This window comes from Serratia sp. GW822-FHT06D09 (assembly GCF_058799515.1).
The window spans coordinates 165,392-179,623 of record NZ_JBXALO010000006.1; the positions used below are offsets into that span (position 1 = coordinate 165,392).

The following is a 14,232-nucleotide window of genomic DNA, read 5'->3' on the forward strand; positions in this document are numbered from 1 at the left end:
TCATTGCAGCGCCCTTATTTTTTTAACTTGTTCAGTGAATTTGTTGTCGTGAATTAGAAATTTCCGCTATCAATCATTCAGCAAACTGTCACCCTGTGTGATTGGTATATGCTTGATGTATTGGCATGGAACGAAGGAACGACGACAACAATGATTCTGATTATTTACGCCCATCCCTATCCCCGGCATTCGCATGCCAATCACCGCCTGCTGCAGGCCGTGAAGGATATTCCCGAGGTGGAGGTACGCTCGCTGTATGAGCTGTATCCCGACTTCAACATCGATATCAATGCCGAACAGCGGGCACTGGAGCGCGCCGATCTGGTAGTGCTGCAACATCCGATGCAATGGTACAGCCAACCGCCGCTGCTGAAATTGTGGATCGATAAGGTGCTGGAGCACGGCTGGGCCTATGGTCATGAAGGCAATGCTCTGGTGGGCAAAGATGTGCTGTGGGCAGTGACCAGCGGTGGCGATGAACACCATTTCGAGCTGGGCGATTACCCGAACTTCGCGGCTCTCGGGCAGCCGCTGCAAGCGACGGCGCTGTACTGCGGTATGCATTGGCAACCGTATTTTGCCGTGCATAACACCTTTACCTGCAATGAACCGGCGCTGATTGCGGCAGGGGAAGCCTACCGTCAACGGCTGGTAGCCTATCTGATGGAACACGGTGAACCCGCCGAGCAGGGAGTTGAGCATGGATAATCACCAGATGATGATTGAGGGGCTGATCTATTTGGGATCGGCCGCGTTGTTTGTGCCGATTGCGGTGCGGCTCGGGCTGGGCTCGGTGTTGGGCTACCTGATTGCCGGCTGCATTATTGGCCCCTGGGGGCTGAAGCTGGTCTCCGATGCCGAATCGATCCTCACCTTTGCCGAAATCGGCGTGGTGCTGATGCTGTTTATCATCGGCCTGGAGTTGGATCCGAAACGGCTGTGGACGCTGCGCGCCTCGGTATTTGGCGGTGGCATTATTCAGATGGCAGCATGCGGATTGGCGCTGAGCGCCTTTTGCTACTTCCTCGGATTGAACTGGAAGGTGGCGCTGCTGATTGGCCTGACGCTGGCGTTGTCATCCACCGCCATCGCCATGCAGGCCATGAGCGAACGTAACCTGACGCCGTCGCCGATTGGTCGCAGTGCGTTTGCGGCACTGCTGTTCCAGGATATCGCGGCGATCCCCCTGGTGGCGATGATCCCACTGCTGGCCAGCAGCGGTGCCACGACTACGTTAGCGGCGTTTTCCCTGTCAGCGGCCAAAGTGGTGGGTGCGCTGGCAATAGTGGTACTGCTGGGGCGCTATGTGACCCGGCCGCTGCTGCATTTTGTCGCGCGATCGGGCATGCGTGAGGTTTTCAGCGCCGTGGCGCTGTTCCTGGTGTTCGGCTTTGGCATTCTGCTGGAAATGGCCGGGCTGTCGATGGCGATGGGCGCCTTCCTCGCCGGGGTGCTGCTGGCGAGCTCTGAATACCGCCATGCGCTGGAAAGCGATATTCAGCCGTTCAAGGGGCTGCTGCTCGGGCTGTTCTTTATCGGCGTTGGCATGTCGATCGACTTCGGTACCTTGTTCCATCACCCGCTGCTGATCGCCTCACTGCTGCTGGGCTTTATGCTGATCAAGGCGGCGCTGCTGTGGCTGATTGGCCCCTGGCTTGGGGTGCCGAAGCGTCAACGCGGCATGTTCGCGATCCTGCTGGGTCAGGGCAGTGAGTTTGCCTTCGTGATCTTCGGCGCCGCTCAACTGGCCGGAGTATTGCCGCCAGACTGGGCCAAATCATTGACGCTGGCGGTTGCCCTGTCGATGGCGGCGACGCCGCTGCTGCTGGTGGTGGCAACACGGCTCGAGAAAAATACGCCGAAAGACGAACGCCCGGCGGATGTGATTGATGAAGAGAATGCCAGCGTGATCATCGCCGGGTTTGGTCGTTTCGGTCAGATAGCCGGCCGTTTACTACTGGCCAATGGCGTACATACCGTGGTGTTGGATCACGATCCTGACCATATTGAAACGCTGCGCAAGTTCGATACCAAGGTGTTTTATGGTGATGCCACCCGCGCCGATCTGCTGGAGGCCGCCGGTGCCGAGCACGCCAAGGTGTTGATCAACGCCATCGACGACGTGGAGGCTAACCTGCAACTGACCGAATTGGCCAAACGGCACTTCCCGCACCTGAAAGTGGTAGCGCGCGCGCGTGATGTCGATCACTGGTATCAGCTGCGTCAGTTAGGCGTGGAAAAGCCGGAGCGTGAAACCTTTGAAAGCTCGCTACGCATAGGCCGCGAAACGCTGGAGCTGCTGGGGCTGGACGCCTACGAGGCGCGGGAAAAAGCGGATACTTTCCGCCGCTATAACCTGAAAATGCTGGAAGACACGCTGGATAATTATCAGGATACCGAATTCCGCGTTGCCAGCCTGCAGCGGGCGAAAGAAATGCTCAGCGCGGCCATCGAACAGGATCAGGATCGGTTGGCGCGAGTACCGCAGAGTGGTTGGCGTGGCAGTATTGATGGCAAAGCGCCGGAAGATGAGGTGGTGGAAGCCAAGGGATAAGCCTAATGGGCGCAGCCGTCGGGCTGCGCCCACGATGGCCGAATTAACTCAGCGCCACCTTGATACCCAGAGCAATCAGCATCCCGCCCAGCAGCTTATCCACCACCTTTTGCGTTTTCTCCAGGCCACGACGCACCGGTCCGCTTTGGATCAGGAACACCAGAACTGGCCACCAGAGAACAGACAGGCCAAGGATAATTCCCGCATACCACAGTTTTTCGCCCAACCCTGAGTCGATTTGCAGCACCTGGGTGAATACCGCCAGGAAGAACAGCGTAGCTTTTGGGTTGAGCAAATTGCACAGATAGCCCTGTACGAAGGCGCTTTTCAGGCTTGTTTGCTGCGGCGGCAGGTTACTGACGTTCATCTTGCTGCCGCTGCGCGACAGCAGTGCCTGAATGCCGACCCAAATCAGGTAGACCGCACCGGCGTATTTCAGCACGTTGAACAGCCATGGCGTGGTGGTGATCACGACCGCCAGCCCGGCGACGCAGTAAGACATGTGAGTGGCGACGCCGCAGATCACGCCGAAAGCCGTCATCATCGCGGCCAGACGCGGGTAGCGGGCGGCGTTCTTGATCACCAGGAAAAAGTCCGGGCCGGGTGACAGCATGCCCAAGGTGGCGATACCAGCAACGAACAGCGAAGTTTCAAGCATGATTTGACTCTCTGCACAAAAGGCGTAATGGAGGCGATAATAACGCCACGTCCCCTGATACGCATCAACCAAATGAGGTAATGTTTGGCAATATGATGAATATTCACTCAGGGATCTCGACGGGGCCTCATGTATCAGACAACCCATATAGACCAGCCGGAAGCGCAGCGACAGCAGCGTGAAATTACCCGCCTGTGCATTCAGTGCGCTTTACTGTTGCTGCAGCACGGTGCCGAGAGCACGGTGGTGGAGCAGTTATCGACCCGATTGGGGATAGCGCTGGGGATGGACAGCGTTGAAAGTTCGATCTCGGCCAATGCGGTGGTGCTGACCACCATCAGCCACGGTGAGTGTCTGACCACCACGCGCAAGAACGTCGATCGCGGCATCAATATGCAGATGGTGACGGAGGTGCAGCACATCGTTATTTTGGCAGAGCATCGGCTGGCGGATGTGCATGACGTTGCCCGGCGCTTCGACAAGATCCGCCCTTTGCGTTATCCACGCTGGTTGGTGGTATTGATGGTGGCGCTGTCATGCGGTTGTTTCAGCGTGCTGAACGGCGGCGATCAAAAGGCCTTTGCCGTCACCTTTATTGCCAGCGGCATGGCTATGTCGGTGCGTCAGGTGCTGACCGCGCGCCACATGAATCCCTTGATTAACTTTTGCCTGACGGCCTTTGTCGCGACCTCGGTTTCCGGGCTGTTGCTGCGGCTGCCGCTGTTTAACGAAACCTCCACCGTGGCGATGGCCGCCAGCGTATTGCTGCTGGTGCCCGGTTTCCCGCTGATTAACGCGGTGGCCGACATGTTCAAGGGCCACGTCAATACCGGTTTGGCGCGCTGGGCGATGGCCAGTCTGCTGACGCTGGCTACCTGTATCGGCGTGGTGATGGCGATGTCGCTGTGGGATCTGCGGGGGTGGTCATGAGTCTGCTCTGGGCCTTATTGCAGGATATGCTGCTGGCGGCGGTGCCGGCGTTGGGTTTCGCCATGGTGTTCAACGTGCCGCTGCGCGCACTGCGCTATTGCGCGCTGTTGGGGGCGATTGGCCACGGCTCCCGCATGCTGATGATGCATGTGGGGATGAATATTGAATGGTCATCGCTGCTGGCGGCGATCCTGATTGGCATCATCGGTATTTATTGGTCGCGCTGGCTGTTGGCGCATCCGAAGGTGTTTACCGTGGCGGCAGTGATCCCGATGTTCCCCGGTATCTCGGCCTATACCGCGATGATCAGCGTGGTGGAGATTTCGCATCTGGGTTACAGCGAGGCGCTGATGGCCACCATGATGACCAACTTCCTCAAAGCCTGCTTTATCGTGGGGGCATTATCGATTGGGCTGTCATTACCTGGGCTGTGGTTATACCGCAAACGTCCCGGCGTTTAAGGATCATGGGCCAAAAATTGTTGGGCATTAGATATACTGATAAGAGCTATCTTATATATTCATATTGCTTGATTAGCCTATCGACGACCGTTGGGGCTTTACGTATAGTGTGAGCAATTTTGCTGCCTACACAGGGTTTAACAATGATTATCAGCCTGATCGCTGCCTTGGCGGCGGATCGCGTTATTGGCATGGAAAACGCCATGCCTTGGCACCTGCCGGCGGACCTCGCGTGGTTTAAACGTAACACGCTGAATAAACCGGTTATTATGGGCCGTAAAACTTTCGAGTCTATTGGTCGTCCGTTACCGGGCCGCCATAACATCGTGTTGAGCAGCCGTCCTGGCACCGACGCCGGGGTGACCTGGGCGACTTCACTGGACGAAGCGCTGGCCGCAGCCGGTGATGTGGAAGAAGTGATGGTGATGGGCGGCGGGCGTATTTATACCCAGTTCCTGGCACGCGCTAACCGTATGTACCTGACGCATATCGATGCCGAAGTCGGCGGTGACACCCATTTCCCAGACTATGAGCCGGACGAATGGGAAACCTCATTCAGCGAGTTTCACGATGCCGATGAGTTGAATTCTCACAGCTATTGTTTCGAGATCCTGGAACGCCGTTAATGGCCGGCGATTAACCGTATCCTTCTGAGGGCGCAAGTGATTGCGCCCTTTGTCTTTTTACCCCCCACCTCTCCCTGACTTTTCGTTGTAACATTTTCGTCACACTTCCTGATTAGTATGAAGCCCAACTCTGAGCGCCCCGGCAACTCTGGTGAATCTCGATCGCGGCGCCATATTAAAAAGGAAATAAACCTATGACGACCAAAATTGAGCAATTAGATGCCGATCGCCTGACCGATCCCACTCGCCGTAAACTGTTGCTGGGCAGCGCCGGTGCCGTTGGCCTGGCCGGTTTCCTCGGCGGCGGTATTTGGACGGTTTCCGCTCAGGCTCTGGCGGAAGATTTGCCACCGAACAAGCTGCTGGGCTTTAAAGGGATTGCCGCTTCCACCGCTGATGAGGTGGCGATTGCGCCAGGGTATCGCGCCGAGGTGCTGATCTCCTGGGGTGAGCCGCTGGTTGAGGGAGCTGCCGCTTTCGACCCACAGGGCAACAACAGCGCTGCCGATCAGGAAAAGCAATTCGGCGATAATAATGACGGTATGAGCTTCTTCCCGATTGATGACAATCACGGCGTGATGGCCATCAACAACGAATACGTCAACGAGCAATACCTGTTTGCTCATGGCGGCACCAAAGCCACTAGTCTTGAAGACGTGCGCAAGTCACAGGCTGCCCATGGCGTTTCTATCGTGGCGGTACGCCGTGTGGGTGATAGCCAACGTTGGGAGGTCGAGCGCCCATCGCGTTATAACCGCCGGATCACCGCCAACACCGAGATGCAATTCAGCGGCCCGGCTGCCGGGCACGCGCTGCTGCAAACGGCGGCGGATCCTGGCGGCCGCAAGGTATTGGGCACCTTCGGTAACTGCGCCAACGGGAAAACCCCTTGGGGCACTTACCTGACCTGCGAAGAGAATTTCGATACCTATTTCGGCACTCATCAGGCTGACTACAAGACCACGGCGGACCAAAAGCGCTATACGTTGAAAGTCAGCGAACCTGAACGTAACTGGCCGGATTACGATGAACGCTTTGACGTGGCGAAGAACCCTAATGAATTCAATCGTCATGGCTGGATCGTCGAAATCGACCCGATGAACCCTGGCTCAACGCCAATCAAACATACCGCGCTGGGCCGCTTCAAACATGAAAATGCGGCGGTGACCGTCGCCAAGGATGGTCGCCTGGTGGTCTACATGGGTGACGATGAGCGTGGTGAGCACATCTATAAATACGTATCCAAAGGCGTGGTTGACGTGGCTAACCCGGCCAACAACCGCAGCCTGCTGGACGAAGGCACTTTATATGTGGCGCAGTTTGACGGGGACGCCAACGGCACACCGCTGAAAGGTACCGGGCGCTGGATAGCGCTGGAGTTCGGTAAAAATGGCCTGACGCCGGAAAATGGTTTCCGCGATGAGGCGGAAGTGTTGATCTTCGCCCGCAAGGCTGCGGCGCAGGTGGGGGCTACCAAAATGGACCGGCCGGAATGGATCGCCGTCAATCCACATGATGGGCGCGCCTACTGCACGCTGACCAACAACAGCAAACGTGGTGAAGAAGGCATGCCGTTGAATGCCGCTAACCCGCGACCGAACAATGTCTACGGCCAAATTATCCGTTGGGATGAAGGCGGTGATGCCACTGCTGCGTCATTCAACTGGGATATTTACGCGCTGTGCGGTAACCCGATTGCCCATCCGGAAGGCGTGAATCGCGGCACACCCAATATCACGGCCGACAATACTTTCAACAGTCCGGACGGACTGGGCTTTGATAAGACCGGTCGCCTGTGGATCCTCACCGACGGCAAATACAGCAACAAGGGCGACTATGCCGGACAGGGCAACAACCAAATGCTGGTGGGCGATCCGCAAAGTGGCGAAATCCGCCGCTTTATGGTTGGGCCAAAGTCATGCGAACTGACCGGCATTACCTTTACCCCCGATTACAAGACGATGTTCGTCAACGTACAGCACCCGGGTGAAGAAGGTGATTCTCATTTCCCGAACAATAGCCCGCGTCCGCGCTCATCGGTGTTGATGATTACGCGTGAAGACGGTGGAGTGATTGGGGCTTAAGAAGAAAACAGCGGGGCGGCATTGACCGCCCCGACGGGATTATGACGCGGCCTGCTGGTGTACGCTGTCGGACAGATCGCTGCGATGGGCCGGTTGGGTAAAGTACTGCCGGTCTTCCCAACGCAACATGGTCAAATCGCCCCCCCAGCAACAGCCGGTATCCAGGCCAATAATGCCTTCCGGCGTGCCTTTGCCTTCCAGTGATGCCCAGTGACCGAAAACAATGGTGTAATCGGCGTCGACCAATCGTGGCAAATCAAACCAGGGTTTCAGCGGAGCAGGCGCAGTGCCTGGCGCATCTTTGCAGATCATATCGAGTTGGCCGTTCGGGAAGCAGTAGCGCATGCGCGTCAGGGCATTGGTGCTGAAACGCAAGCGCGCCAGCCCGCTCAGTTCCGGGCTCCAGTTGTTCGGCATGTCACCGTACATGGCGTCGAGGAACAGCGGATAGCTGTCGCTGCTCAGTACGGCTTCCACTTCACGGGCACAGGTTTGCGCAGTTTCAATGTCCCACTGCGGCGTGATGCCGGCATGCGCCATCACCAGCTTGAGTTGCTCATCGACCTGCAGCACCGGTTGGCGGCGCAGCCAGTTGATCAGCTCATCGGCGTCTGGCGCTTCCAGCAACGACGTAATGCGATCTTTGGGTTTATTGCGGCTGATGCCGGCATAAACGGCCAGCAGATGCAGATCGTGATTGCCCAGCACCATGCGTACTGCCGGTCCGAGTGAGCGCACGTAGCGCAGCACGTCTAGTGAACCGGGGCCACGCGCGACCAGATCGCCGGTCAGCCACAGCTGGTCATGTTGGGGATCGAAGGCAACCTGGGCCAATAGCGACTTGAGTTCATCAAAACAGCCATGAACGTCGCCGATAAGATATGTCGACATAATCAGTGAATCAGCGTTGGAATGGCTAAGCGGAACACGGGAATAGCGGTCTGGAACGGCTGACCCTGATGATCAACCATTTCGTAATGGCCTTCCATGGTACCCAGCGGCGTTTCAAGAATGGCGCCGCTGGTGTATTGGAATTCGCCCCCGGGCGGAATGAGCGGCTGCTCGCCGACCACGCCTTCGCCCTGAACTTCGGTTTGACGGCCATTGCTGTTGGTGATCAACCAGTAACGGCCGAGCAGCTGCACGTTGAAACGCCCCAAATTGCGAATGGTGATGGTATAAGCGAAGACGTAACGTTCTTCCTCAGGTATCGACTGTGATTCCACATAGACACTTTGTACCTGAATACATACGCGAGGCGAATCAATCATGATCACTACTCCTTATTGCTGCGGCGCGGGATTGGCTGAAAGCCAGTTAGCCAGCTTACAGTATTGCGCCACAGAAATATTTTCTGCTCTAAGTACCGGATCGATACCCAATTCCGTCAGTTGCTCCGGAGTGAACAAATCCCCCAGGCTATTGCGGACAGTTTTCCGGCGCTGGTTGAACGCCTGAGTCGTGATGCGGCTCAGCATGCGCACGTCACCCACCGGATTTGGATTCACCTTGTGCGGTACCAGACGTACCACTGCGGAATCCACTTTCGGCGCCGGAGTGAACGAAGTTGGTGGCACTTCCAGCACCGGAATAACGTTGCAGTAGTACTGCGCCATCACGGTTAAACGCCCGTAGGCTTTGCTGTTAGGGCCGGCAACCAGGCGGTTGACCACCTCTTTTTGCAACATAAAGTGCATGTCGCGAATGGCCTGAGTATAGCTGAAAAGGTGGAACATCAGCGGCGTCGAGATGTTGTACGGCAGGTTACCAAATACGCGCAGCGGTTGGCCAGCCTGCTCGGCCATTTCGGCGAAGTTCACCGTCATGGCATCTTGCTGGTGAATGGTCAGCTTGTCTTTCAACTGCGGGTGGTTTGCCAGACGGGCCGCCAGATCGCGGTCCAGCTCAATCACCGTCATACGGTCCATGCGCGCGCCGACCGGCTCGGTCAGTGCGCCCAGGCCGGGACCGATTTCAACGACCGCTTCGCCCGGCATTGGGTGAATGGCGGAAACAATGCTATCGATGACAAACTGATCGGTTAAAAAGTTCTGTCCAAAGCGTTTGCGGGCAAAGTGCCCTTGGTGGACTTTATTATTCATTACAATTAATTATCATTTTAATGGCGAGATTCAAGGCCGTTTTGAAACTGCCGGCATCGGCGGTGCCGGTGCCGGCCAGTTCCAGAGCGGTACCGTGGTCGACCGAGGTACGGATAAAAGGCAAACCGAGGGTAATGTTTACCGCCCGGCCGAACCCTTGGTATTTTAGCACCGGCAGGCCCTGATCGTGATACATCGCCAGCACCGCATCCGCATGTTGCAGATACTTGGGCTGGAACAGGGTGTCCGCCGGCAGCGGGCCGATCAGATGAATACCTTCAGTCCGCAGCGCGTCTAGCGCCGGGATGATGGTATCTATCTCTTCGCGTCCCATATGGCCGCCTTCTCCCGCATGCGGGTTCAGTCCGCAGACATATATCTGCGGCTGGGCGATGCCAAATTTGGTTTTCAGATCGTTGTCGAGAATACGGATGACTTCGAACAGGCTTTGGCGAGTGATGGCACCAGGCACTGCCAGCAAAGGCAGGTGGGTGGTAGCCAGCGCTACGCGCAGCTCTTCGGTCGCCAGCATCATTACCACGCGGTCGCAACCGCTGCGATCGGCAAAAAATTCGGTATGGCCGATAAAGGGCACACCGGCGTCGTTGATCACGCCCTTGTTCACCGGGCCGGTGATCAGCGCAGCAAACTCGCCGTTCAGGCAACCGTCGCAGGCGCGCGCCAGCGTTTCCACCACGTAAGCACTGTTACCGACATTCAGCTCACCAGCCACTACTGGATGAGCAGTCGCAACCGGCAATACCGTCAACGTACCCGCACGCTGTGGCTGAGCGGGGTGCTGTGGCTGATAGGTGCGCAGCTGTAGCGGCAGGTTCAACTGTCGGGCGCGTTCAAGCAACAAGGCCGGATCCGCGCACACCACCAGTTCAACAGGCCAATCCCGTTGCGCCAGCGCTGCCACTAAATCCGGCCCAACCCCGGCAGGCTCGCCGGGGGTGATTACGATACGATTATTGTTGTGCATTACCGTCAAGGATCTTCACGTAAGCCTGAGCACGTTGTTCCTGCATCCAGGTCTGCGCTTCTTCAGCAAACTTGCGGTTGAACAGCATGCGGTAAGCGCGATCTTTTTGCGCCGCATCGGTTTTGTCCACCTGACGCGTATCCAGCAGCTGGATCAGGTGCCAGCCGAAGGAAGAGTGTACCGGTTGGCTGACCTCGCCTTTGCTCAGCTTCATCAACGCGTCGCGGAAGGCCGGATCGTAGATGTCTGGAGAAGCCCAGCCCAGATCGCCGCCCTGCAGTGCAGAACCCGGATCCTGAGAAAGCTGTTTGGCTTCGTCAGCAAACTTGGCGCGACCGCTCTTGATAGCTTCGGCTACCGCCTGCAGCTTGGCACGCGCCTGATCGTCGGTCAGCACCACGGAAGGTTTCAGCAGAATGTGACGAGCATGAACCTCGGTGACAGATACCGACTGGTTGGCGCCACGGATATCATTCACTTTCAGGATGTGGAAGCCGACGCCGGAACGGATTGGCCCAACCACGTCGCCTTTTTTGGCGTTAACCAGTCTTTCGGCGAACAGGGTAGGGATCTCCTGCAGCTTGCCCCAGCCCATGTTGCCGCCTTTCAGCGCCTGGGAATCTGCAGAGTAGGAGATGGCCAGCTTGCCGAAGTCGGCGCCGCCGTTGATTTCACCCATCAGCTGTTTAGCCAGGGCTTCAGCATCGTCAACCTGCGCCTGTGTCGGGTTCTCCGGCAGCGGGATCAGGATGTGGCTGATGTTCATTTCGGTATCGCTGCCGTTCTGAGCGCCAACCTGGGTCGCCAGTGAGTCCACTTCCTGAGGCAGGATGGTGACGCGGCGGCGAACTTCGTTGTTACGCACTTCGCTGATCAGCATTTCTTTGCGGATCTGTGAACGGTAAGTGTTGTAGTTCAGACCTTCATACGCCAGACGACTGCGCATCTGATCGATGCTCATTTTGTTCTGTGCGGCGATGTTGCCGATGGCTTTGTCCAGATCGGCATCGGAGACGTTAATCCCCATTTTCTTGGCCATCTGCAGTTGGATGTTATCCATAATCAGACGTTCAAGGATCTGGTGACGCAGGGTCTTGTCATCCGGCAATTGCTGACCGGCCTGCTGCGCATTGAGCTTCACCGACTGCAACAGGGTGTTTACGTCGCTCTCAAGTACCACGCCGTTATCCACGACGGCGGCGACTTTATCCACTTCTTGGGGTGCTGCGAACGCGGTATTGGCACAAACCACCAATCCGAGAATAAGCGTTCTCCAGTTCTTCATACTTTTCCCATTCTGTAATCCGCAAATGCGGGTGAAAGTTCTCGTTTTCAAAGTGTTACAAAGTATCAAAATGCACGCTGGTAAGGCAGTATGCCGGAACGCAACATTTCCGCGGAGCCCAGACTGTGATCGCTGCTCAGGCCACGCAGTTCGATGTTGAATGAAACTTTGTTGTCATAAACGCTGGTATTGTTGCTGTTGTTCCAGTCGGTGATCTTGCGCTCGTAGCCCAAGGTCACTGCCCAGCAGCAGGTGTTGTACTTCAGACCGAGCAACTGATCGGCGGACTGTTGGGCACGGGTGTCGTAGTAATAAGCCCCCACGACGGCCCAGCGATCGGCGATTGGCCAACTGCCGGTGACGCCCACCTGCGAAATACCGTCCTGATAAGCCGGCACCTGTCTGGTGTTCAGTGCCGTCTCAATATACTCCGGCGTAGCGTAACGGTAGTTCAACTGCAATACGCGTTCGGAATCCTGACGGTATTCCACCACGGCGTTACCCAACGAGACGCTATTGAGACGCGTATCATACTGCAGGCCGCCACGCAGACCCCAACGATCGTCAATCTTCCAATAGGTGTCGCCGGCCCAGGCCAGGCTACCGGTGTCGTCATTGTTGTCGTAATTCGTCGTTTTGTCGCCGGTACGGGAACGGCTGAAGTAGTAGATTTGACCCACGGAAACGTTAAAACGTTCAACCAGCGCATCATCATAAATACGCGAGGTCAAACCGGTCGATACGCGGTTCTGTGAGGCAATGCGATCCAGGCCGCTGTAGGTGCGGTCGCGGAACAAACCGGAGTAGTCGGTTTGCAGCAGCGTGGTGTCGTAGGTGTAGATGTTACTTTGGTCGCGATAGGGTACATACAGGTACTGTACGCGTGGCTCGAGGGTCTGGGTATAGCCTTCGGACCAGTTCATTGGGCGATCGAACACCATCTTGCCGTCGACCTTGAACTGCGGCAACACGCGGTTGACCGAATCTTCGAGATCGGGGGCGTCGCTACCGGTACGGTTCTTGTAGTTGTTGGCGAAACCGTCAGGAATATCCTGCTGGTAATGGGTCGCCAGCAGCTTGGCTTCGGTATTGATACTGCCCCAGCCGTTGGTCAACGGCAGGCTCAGCGTCGGTTCCATATGCAGACGGGTGGCGTCCGGGCTATAGGGGTTGACGCTGATAAACTTGGCGGCCTGACCATAAATGCGGAAATCGAACGGGCCGAGATCCTCTTTATAGTAGTTCAGGTCGAGCTGCGGCTGAACTTTGTAGGAGTCTGAGCTGCTGCGATCGGTATCGTCGTAAATCTGGAACTGTTTGGAGCTTAAGGTCGCATCCCAGTTATCAATGGCGTAGCCGACGCTGAATTTCTGCGTCGCATAACCGTCGGTGGTCGAACCGTATTTGGAATCCAGATCGGTAAAGTATTTGGAGTCGCTGACCTTGGTGTAGTCGACGTTGAAACGCCACACCTGATCCATCACGCCGTTGTGATTCCAGTAGAACAACCAACGCTTACTGTCGTCAGGATTGTCCTTGCTGTATTCCTTGTCGTCCGGCAACCAGTCCAATTCCATCAGGCCCAGACCCGGCTGCACCAGGTAGCGGAATTCGTTCTGTAACTGCAGACCACGTTTGGACATGTAATGCGGGGTGATAGTGGCGTCGAAGTTCGGCGCAATGTTCCAGTAATACGGCAGCATGAACTCAAAGCCATTGCTGCTGCCATATTTTGCGTTCGGGATCAGGAAGCCGGAACGACGCTTATCACCGACCGGCAATTGCAGGTACGGGCTGTAGAATACCGGTACACCGCCAATTTTGAAGCGGGCGTTCCAGATTTCAGCGACTTGCTCTTCGCGGTCGTGGATCACCTCGGAACCGACTACGCTCCAGCTGTTATCACCCGGCAAACAGGAGGTAAAGGTCCCGTTTTCCAAAATGGTGTAACGGTTGGCGCCGCGCATCTTCATTTTGTCGGCGTCGCCACGTCCCTGACGGCCCACCATTTGGTAGTCGCCTTGATAGACGTCGGTATCTTTATTATTCAGGTTCGACCAGGCTTTCGGGCCTTTCAACTTGATCTGGTTGTCGCTGTAGTGCACATCACCCGTAGCGGTCACGGTGCGAACCGGTTCGGTTTGCCCCGCGTCTTGCGTCTGGTTCAGTTCAACCTGTTTGGCGGTCAGGGTGCTGTTGCCTTGTTCAATATTCACGTTGCCGGTGAACAGCGCGCTTTTCGGATAGTCCGCGCGTGAATCATCGGCGTGAATGGTGACAGGCAGGCTGTTAGGATCGCCGCTGACCAGCGGTTTGTCATAAACAGGAACGCCAAGCATACATTGCTCGGCCAGGTCAGCCAGCGCGTGCTGACTGTAGAGTGCCGTCCAAATCAGTGTGGCCAGCAGTGTTGGGAAACTTTTTTTCATACGCGGTTTTGGTGTTCCGTCATCAGAGGCGTCATGTCCGGCAAACGGTCAGAGACTATATCACTCATCTGCGTTGCGCTAGTGTTAAATCCGGCCGTTTACTTGCGTCGTCGATAGG

Annotated in this window: 13 protein-coding genes; 6 read left to right on the forward strand and 7 right to left on the reverse strand. The window is 56.5% G+C overall.

Annotation, left to right across the window (positions count from 1 at the left end):
* The first annotated feature begins 150 nt into the window (after window positions 1–150).
* Together kefF and kefC are read left to right on the forward strand one after the other, a co-directional pair.
* Window positions 151–708 carry a glutathione-regulated potassium-efflux system oxidoreductase KefF gene (gene kefF / locus AC1RKG_RS16125; RefSeq protein ID WP_020825168.1) on the forward strand — a complete coding sequence of 186 codons (558 nt, stop codon included), beginning with the start codon at window positions 151–153 and terminating at the stop codon, window positions 706–708.
* On the forward strand, window positions 701–2,554 hold the full coding sequence (kefC, locus tag AC1RKG_RS16130; RefSeq protein ID WP_020825169.1) for a glutathione-regulated potassium-efflux system protein KefC: 1,854 nt from the start codon (window positions 701–703) through the stop codon (window positions 2,552–2,554). The genes kefF and kefC overlap by 8 nt, the downstream gene beginning before the upstream one ends.
* 43 nt (window positions 2,555–2,597) lie before the next feature.
* Here kefC and AC1RKG_RS16135 read toward each other — a convergent pair whose 3' ends face one another.
* A complete protein-coding gene (locus tag AC1RKG_RS16135; RefSeq protein ID WP_493183479.1) occupies window positions 2,598–3,212 on the reverse strand; it encodes a LysE family translocator in 615 nt (204 codons plus the stop codon).
* 129 nt (window positions 3,213–3,341) lie between these two features.
* On the opposite strand from AC1RKG_RS16135, the gene AC1RKG_RS16140 reads away from it, so the two are divergent.
* The 4 genes from AC1RKG_RS16140 to AC1RKG_RS16155 all read left to right on the forward strand — a co-directional run bounded on the left by AC1RKG_RS16140 (window position 3,342) and on the right by AC1RKG_RS16155 (window position 7,313).
* Window positions 3,342–4,142: a threonine/serine exporter family protein gene (locus tag AC1RKG_RS16140; protein ID WP_493183480.1), complete on the forward strand. Its 801-nt coding sequence runs from the start codon at window positions 3,342–3,344 to the stop codon at window positions 4,140–4,142.
* The gene (locus tag AC1RKG_RS16145; RefSeq protein WP_020825172.1) at window positions 4,139–4,603 is read left to right on the forward strand and encodes a threonine/serine exporter; all 465 of its coding nucleotides are present in this window, start codon (window positions 4,139–4,141) and stop codon (window positions 4,601–4,603) included. Before AC1RKG_RS16140 ends, AC1RKG_RS16145 begins: the two co-directional genes overlap by 4 nt.
* A 143-nt stretch (window positions 4,604–4,746) precedes the next feature.
* Window positions 4,747–5,229 (forward strand): type 3 dihydrofolate reductase, encoded by a 483-nt coding sequence (gene folA, locus AC1RKG_RS16150; protein ID WP_020825173.1) that lies wholly within the window; start codon window positions 4,747–4,749, stop codon window positions 5,227–5,229.
* Window positions 5,230–5,423: 194 nt separating this feature from the next.
* Window positions 5,424–7,313: a PhoX family protein gene (locus AC1RKG_RS16155; protein ID WP_122077131.1), complete on the forward strand. Its 1,890-nt coding sequence runs from the start codon at window positions 5,424–5,426 to the stop codon at window positions 7,311–7,313.
* Between the two features lie 39 nt (window positions 7,314–7,352).
* On the opposite strand, the gene apaH is transcribed toward AC1RKG_RS16155, so the two are convergent.
* The 6 genes from apaH to lptD all read right to left on the reverse strand — a co-directional run bounded on the left by apaH (window position 7,353) and on the right by lptD (window position 14,114).
* Complete coding sequence (gene apaH, locus AC1RKG_RS16160; protein WP_116691303.1) at window positions 7,353–8,204, reverse strand: bis(5'-nucleosyl)-tetraphosphatase (symmetrical) ApaH; 852 nt, start codon at window positions 8,202–8,204, stop codon at window positions 7,353–7,355.
* Window positions 8,205–8,206: 2 nt separating this feature from the next.
* On the reverse strand, window positions 8,207–8,584 hold the full coding sequence (gene apaG, locus AC1RKG_RS16165) for a Co2+/Mg2+ efflux protein ApaG (RefSeq protein WP_012005174.1): 378 nt from the start codon (window positions 8,582–8,584) through the stop codon (window positions 8,207–8,209).
* Window positions 8,585–8,596: 12 nt separating this feature from the next.
* Window positions 8,597–9,415: a 16S rRNA (adenine(1518)-N(6)/adenine(1519)-N(6))-dimethyltransferase RsmA gene (gene rsmA / locus AC1RKG_RS16170; RefSeq protein WP_020825176.1), complete on the reverse strand. Its 819-nt coding sequence runs from the start codon at window positions 9,413–9,415 to the stop codon at window positions 8,597–8,599.
* Entirely contained in the window at window positions 9,408–10,400 is a 993-nt protein-coding gene (gene pdxA, locus AC1RKG_RS16175) for a 4-hydroxythreonine-4-phosphate dehydrogenase PdxA (RefSeq protein WP_493183481.1), read from the reverse strand. The genes rsmA and pdxA overlap by 8 nt, the downstream gene beginning before the upstream one ends.
* Complete coding sequence (surA, locus tag AC1RKG_RS16180) at window positions 10,387–11,685, reverse strand: peptidylprolyl isomerase SurA (protein WP_041414190.1); 1,299 nt, start codon at window positions 11,683–11,685, stop codon at window positions 10,387–10,389. Before surA ends, pdxA begins: the two co-directional genes overlap by 14 nt.
* A 65-nt stretch (window positions 11,686–11,750) precedes the next feature.
* Complete coding sequence (lptD, locus tag AC1RKG_RS16185) at window positions 11,751–14,114, reverse strand: LPS assembly protein LptD (RefSeq protein ID WP_187962273.1); 2,364 nt, start codon at window positions 14,112–14,114, stop codon at window positions 11,751–11,753.
* Window positions 14,115–14,232 lie beyond the last annotated feature (118 nt).

Bases quoted from the DNA above. Each gene is read 5' to 3' on its own strand.
- lptD (WP_187962273.1), bottom strand. From the start codon at position 14,114: ATGAAAAAAAGTTTCCCAACACTGCTGGCCACACTGATTTGGACGGCA.
- surA (WP_041414190.1), bottom strand. From the start codon at position 11,685: ATGAAGAACTGGAGAACGCTTATTCTCGGATTGGTGGTTTGTGCCAAT.
- folA (WP_020825173.1), top strand. From the start codon at position 4,747: ATGATTATCAGCCTGATCGCTGCCTTGGCGGCGGATCGCGTTATTGGC.
- AC1RKG_RS16145 (WP_020825172.1), top strand. From the start codon at position 4,139: ATGAGTCTGCTCTGGGCCTTATTGCAGGATATGCTGCTGGCGGCGGTG.
- kefF (WP_020825168.1), top strand. From the start codon at position 151: ATGATTCTGATTATTTACGCCCATCCCTATCCCCGGCATTCGCATGCC.
- AC1RKG_RS16135 (WP_493183479.1), bottom strand. From the start codon at position 3,212: ATGCTTGAAACTTCGCTGTTCGTTGCTGGTATCGCCACCTTGGGCATG.
- apaH (WP_116691303.1), bottom strand. From the start codon at position 8,204: ATGTCGACATATCTTATCGGCGACGTTCATGGCTGTTTTGATGAACTC.
- pdxA (WP_493183481.1), bottom strand. From the start codon at position 10,400: ATGCACAACAATAATCGTATCGTAATCACCCCCGGCGAGCCTGCCGGG.
- AC1RKG_RS16140 (WP_493183480.1), top strand. From the start codon at position 3,342: ATGTATCAGACAACCCATATAGACCAGCCGGAAGCGCAGCGACAGCAG.
- apaG (WP_012005174.1), bottom strand. From the start codon at position 8,584: ATGATTGATTCGCCTCGCGTATGTATTCAGGTACAAAGTGTCTATGTG.
- rsmA (WP_020825176.1), bottom strand. From the start codon at position 9,415: ATGAATAATAAAGTCCACCAAGGGCACTTTGCCCGCAAACGCTTTGGA.
- kefC (WP_020825169.1), top strand. From the start codon at position 701: ATGGATAATCACCAGATGATGATTGAGGGGCTGATCTATTTGGGATCG.
- AC1RKG_RS16155 (WP_122077131.1), top strand. From the start codon at position 5,424: ATGACGACCAAAATTGAGCAATTAGATGCCGATCGCCTGACCGATCCC.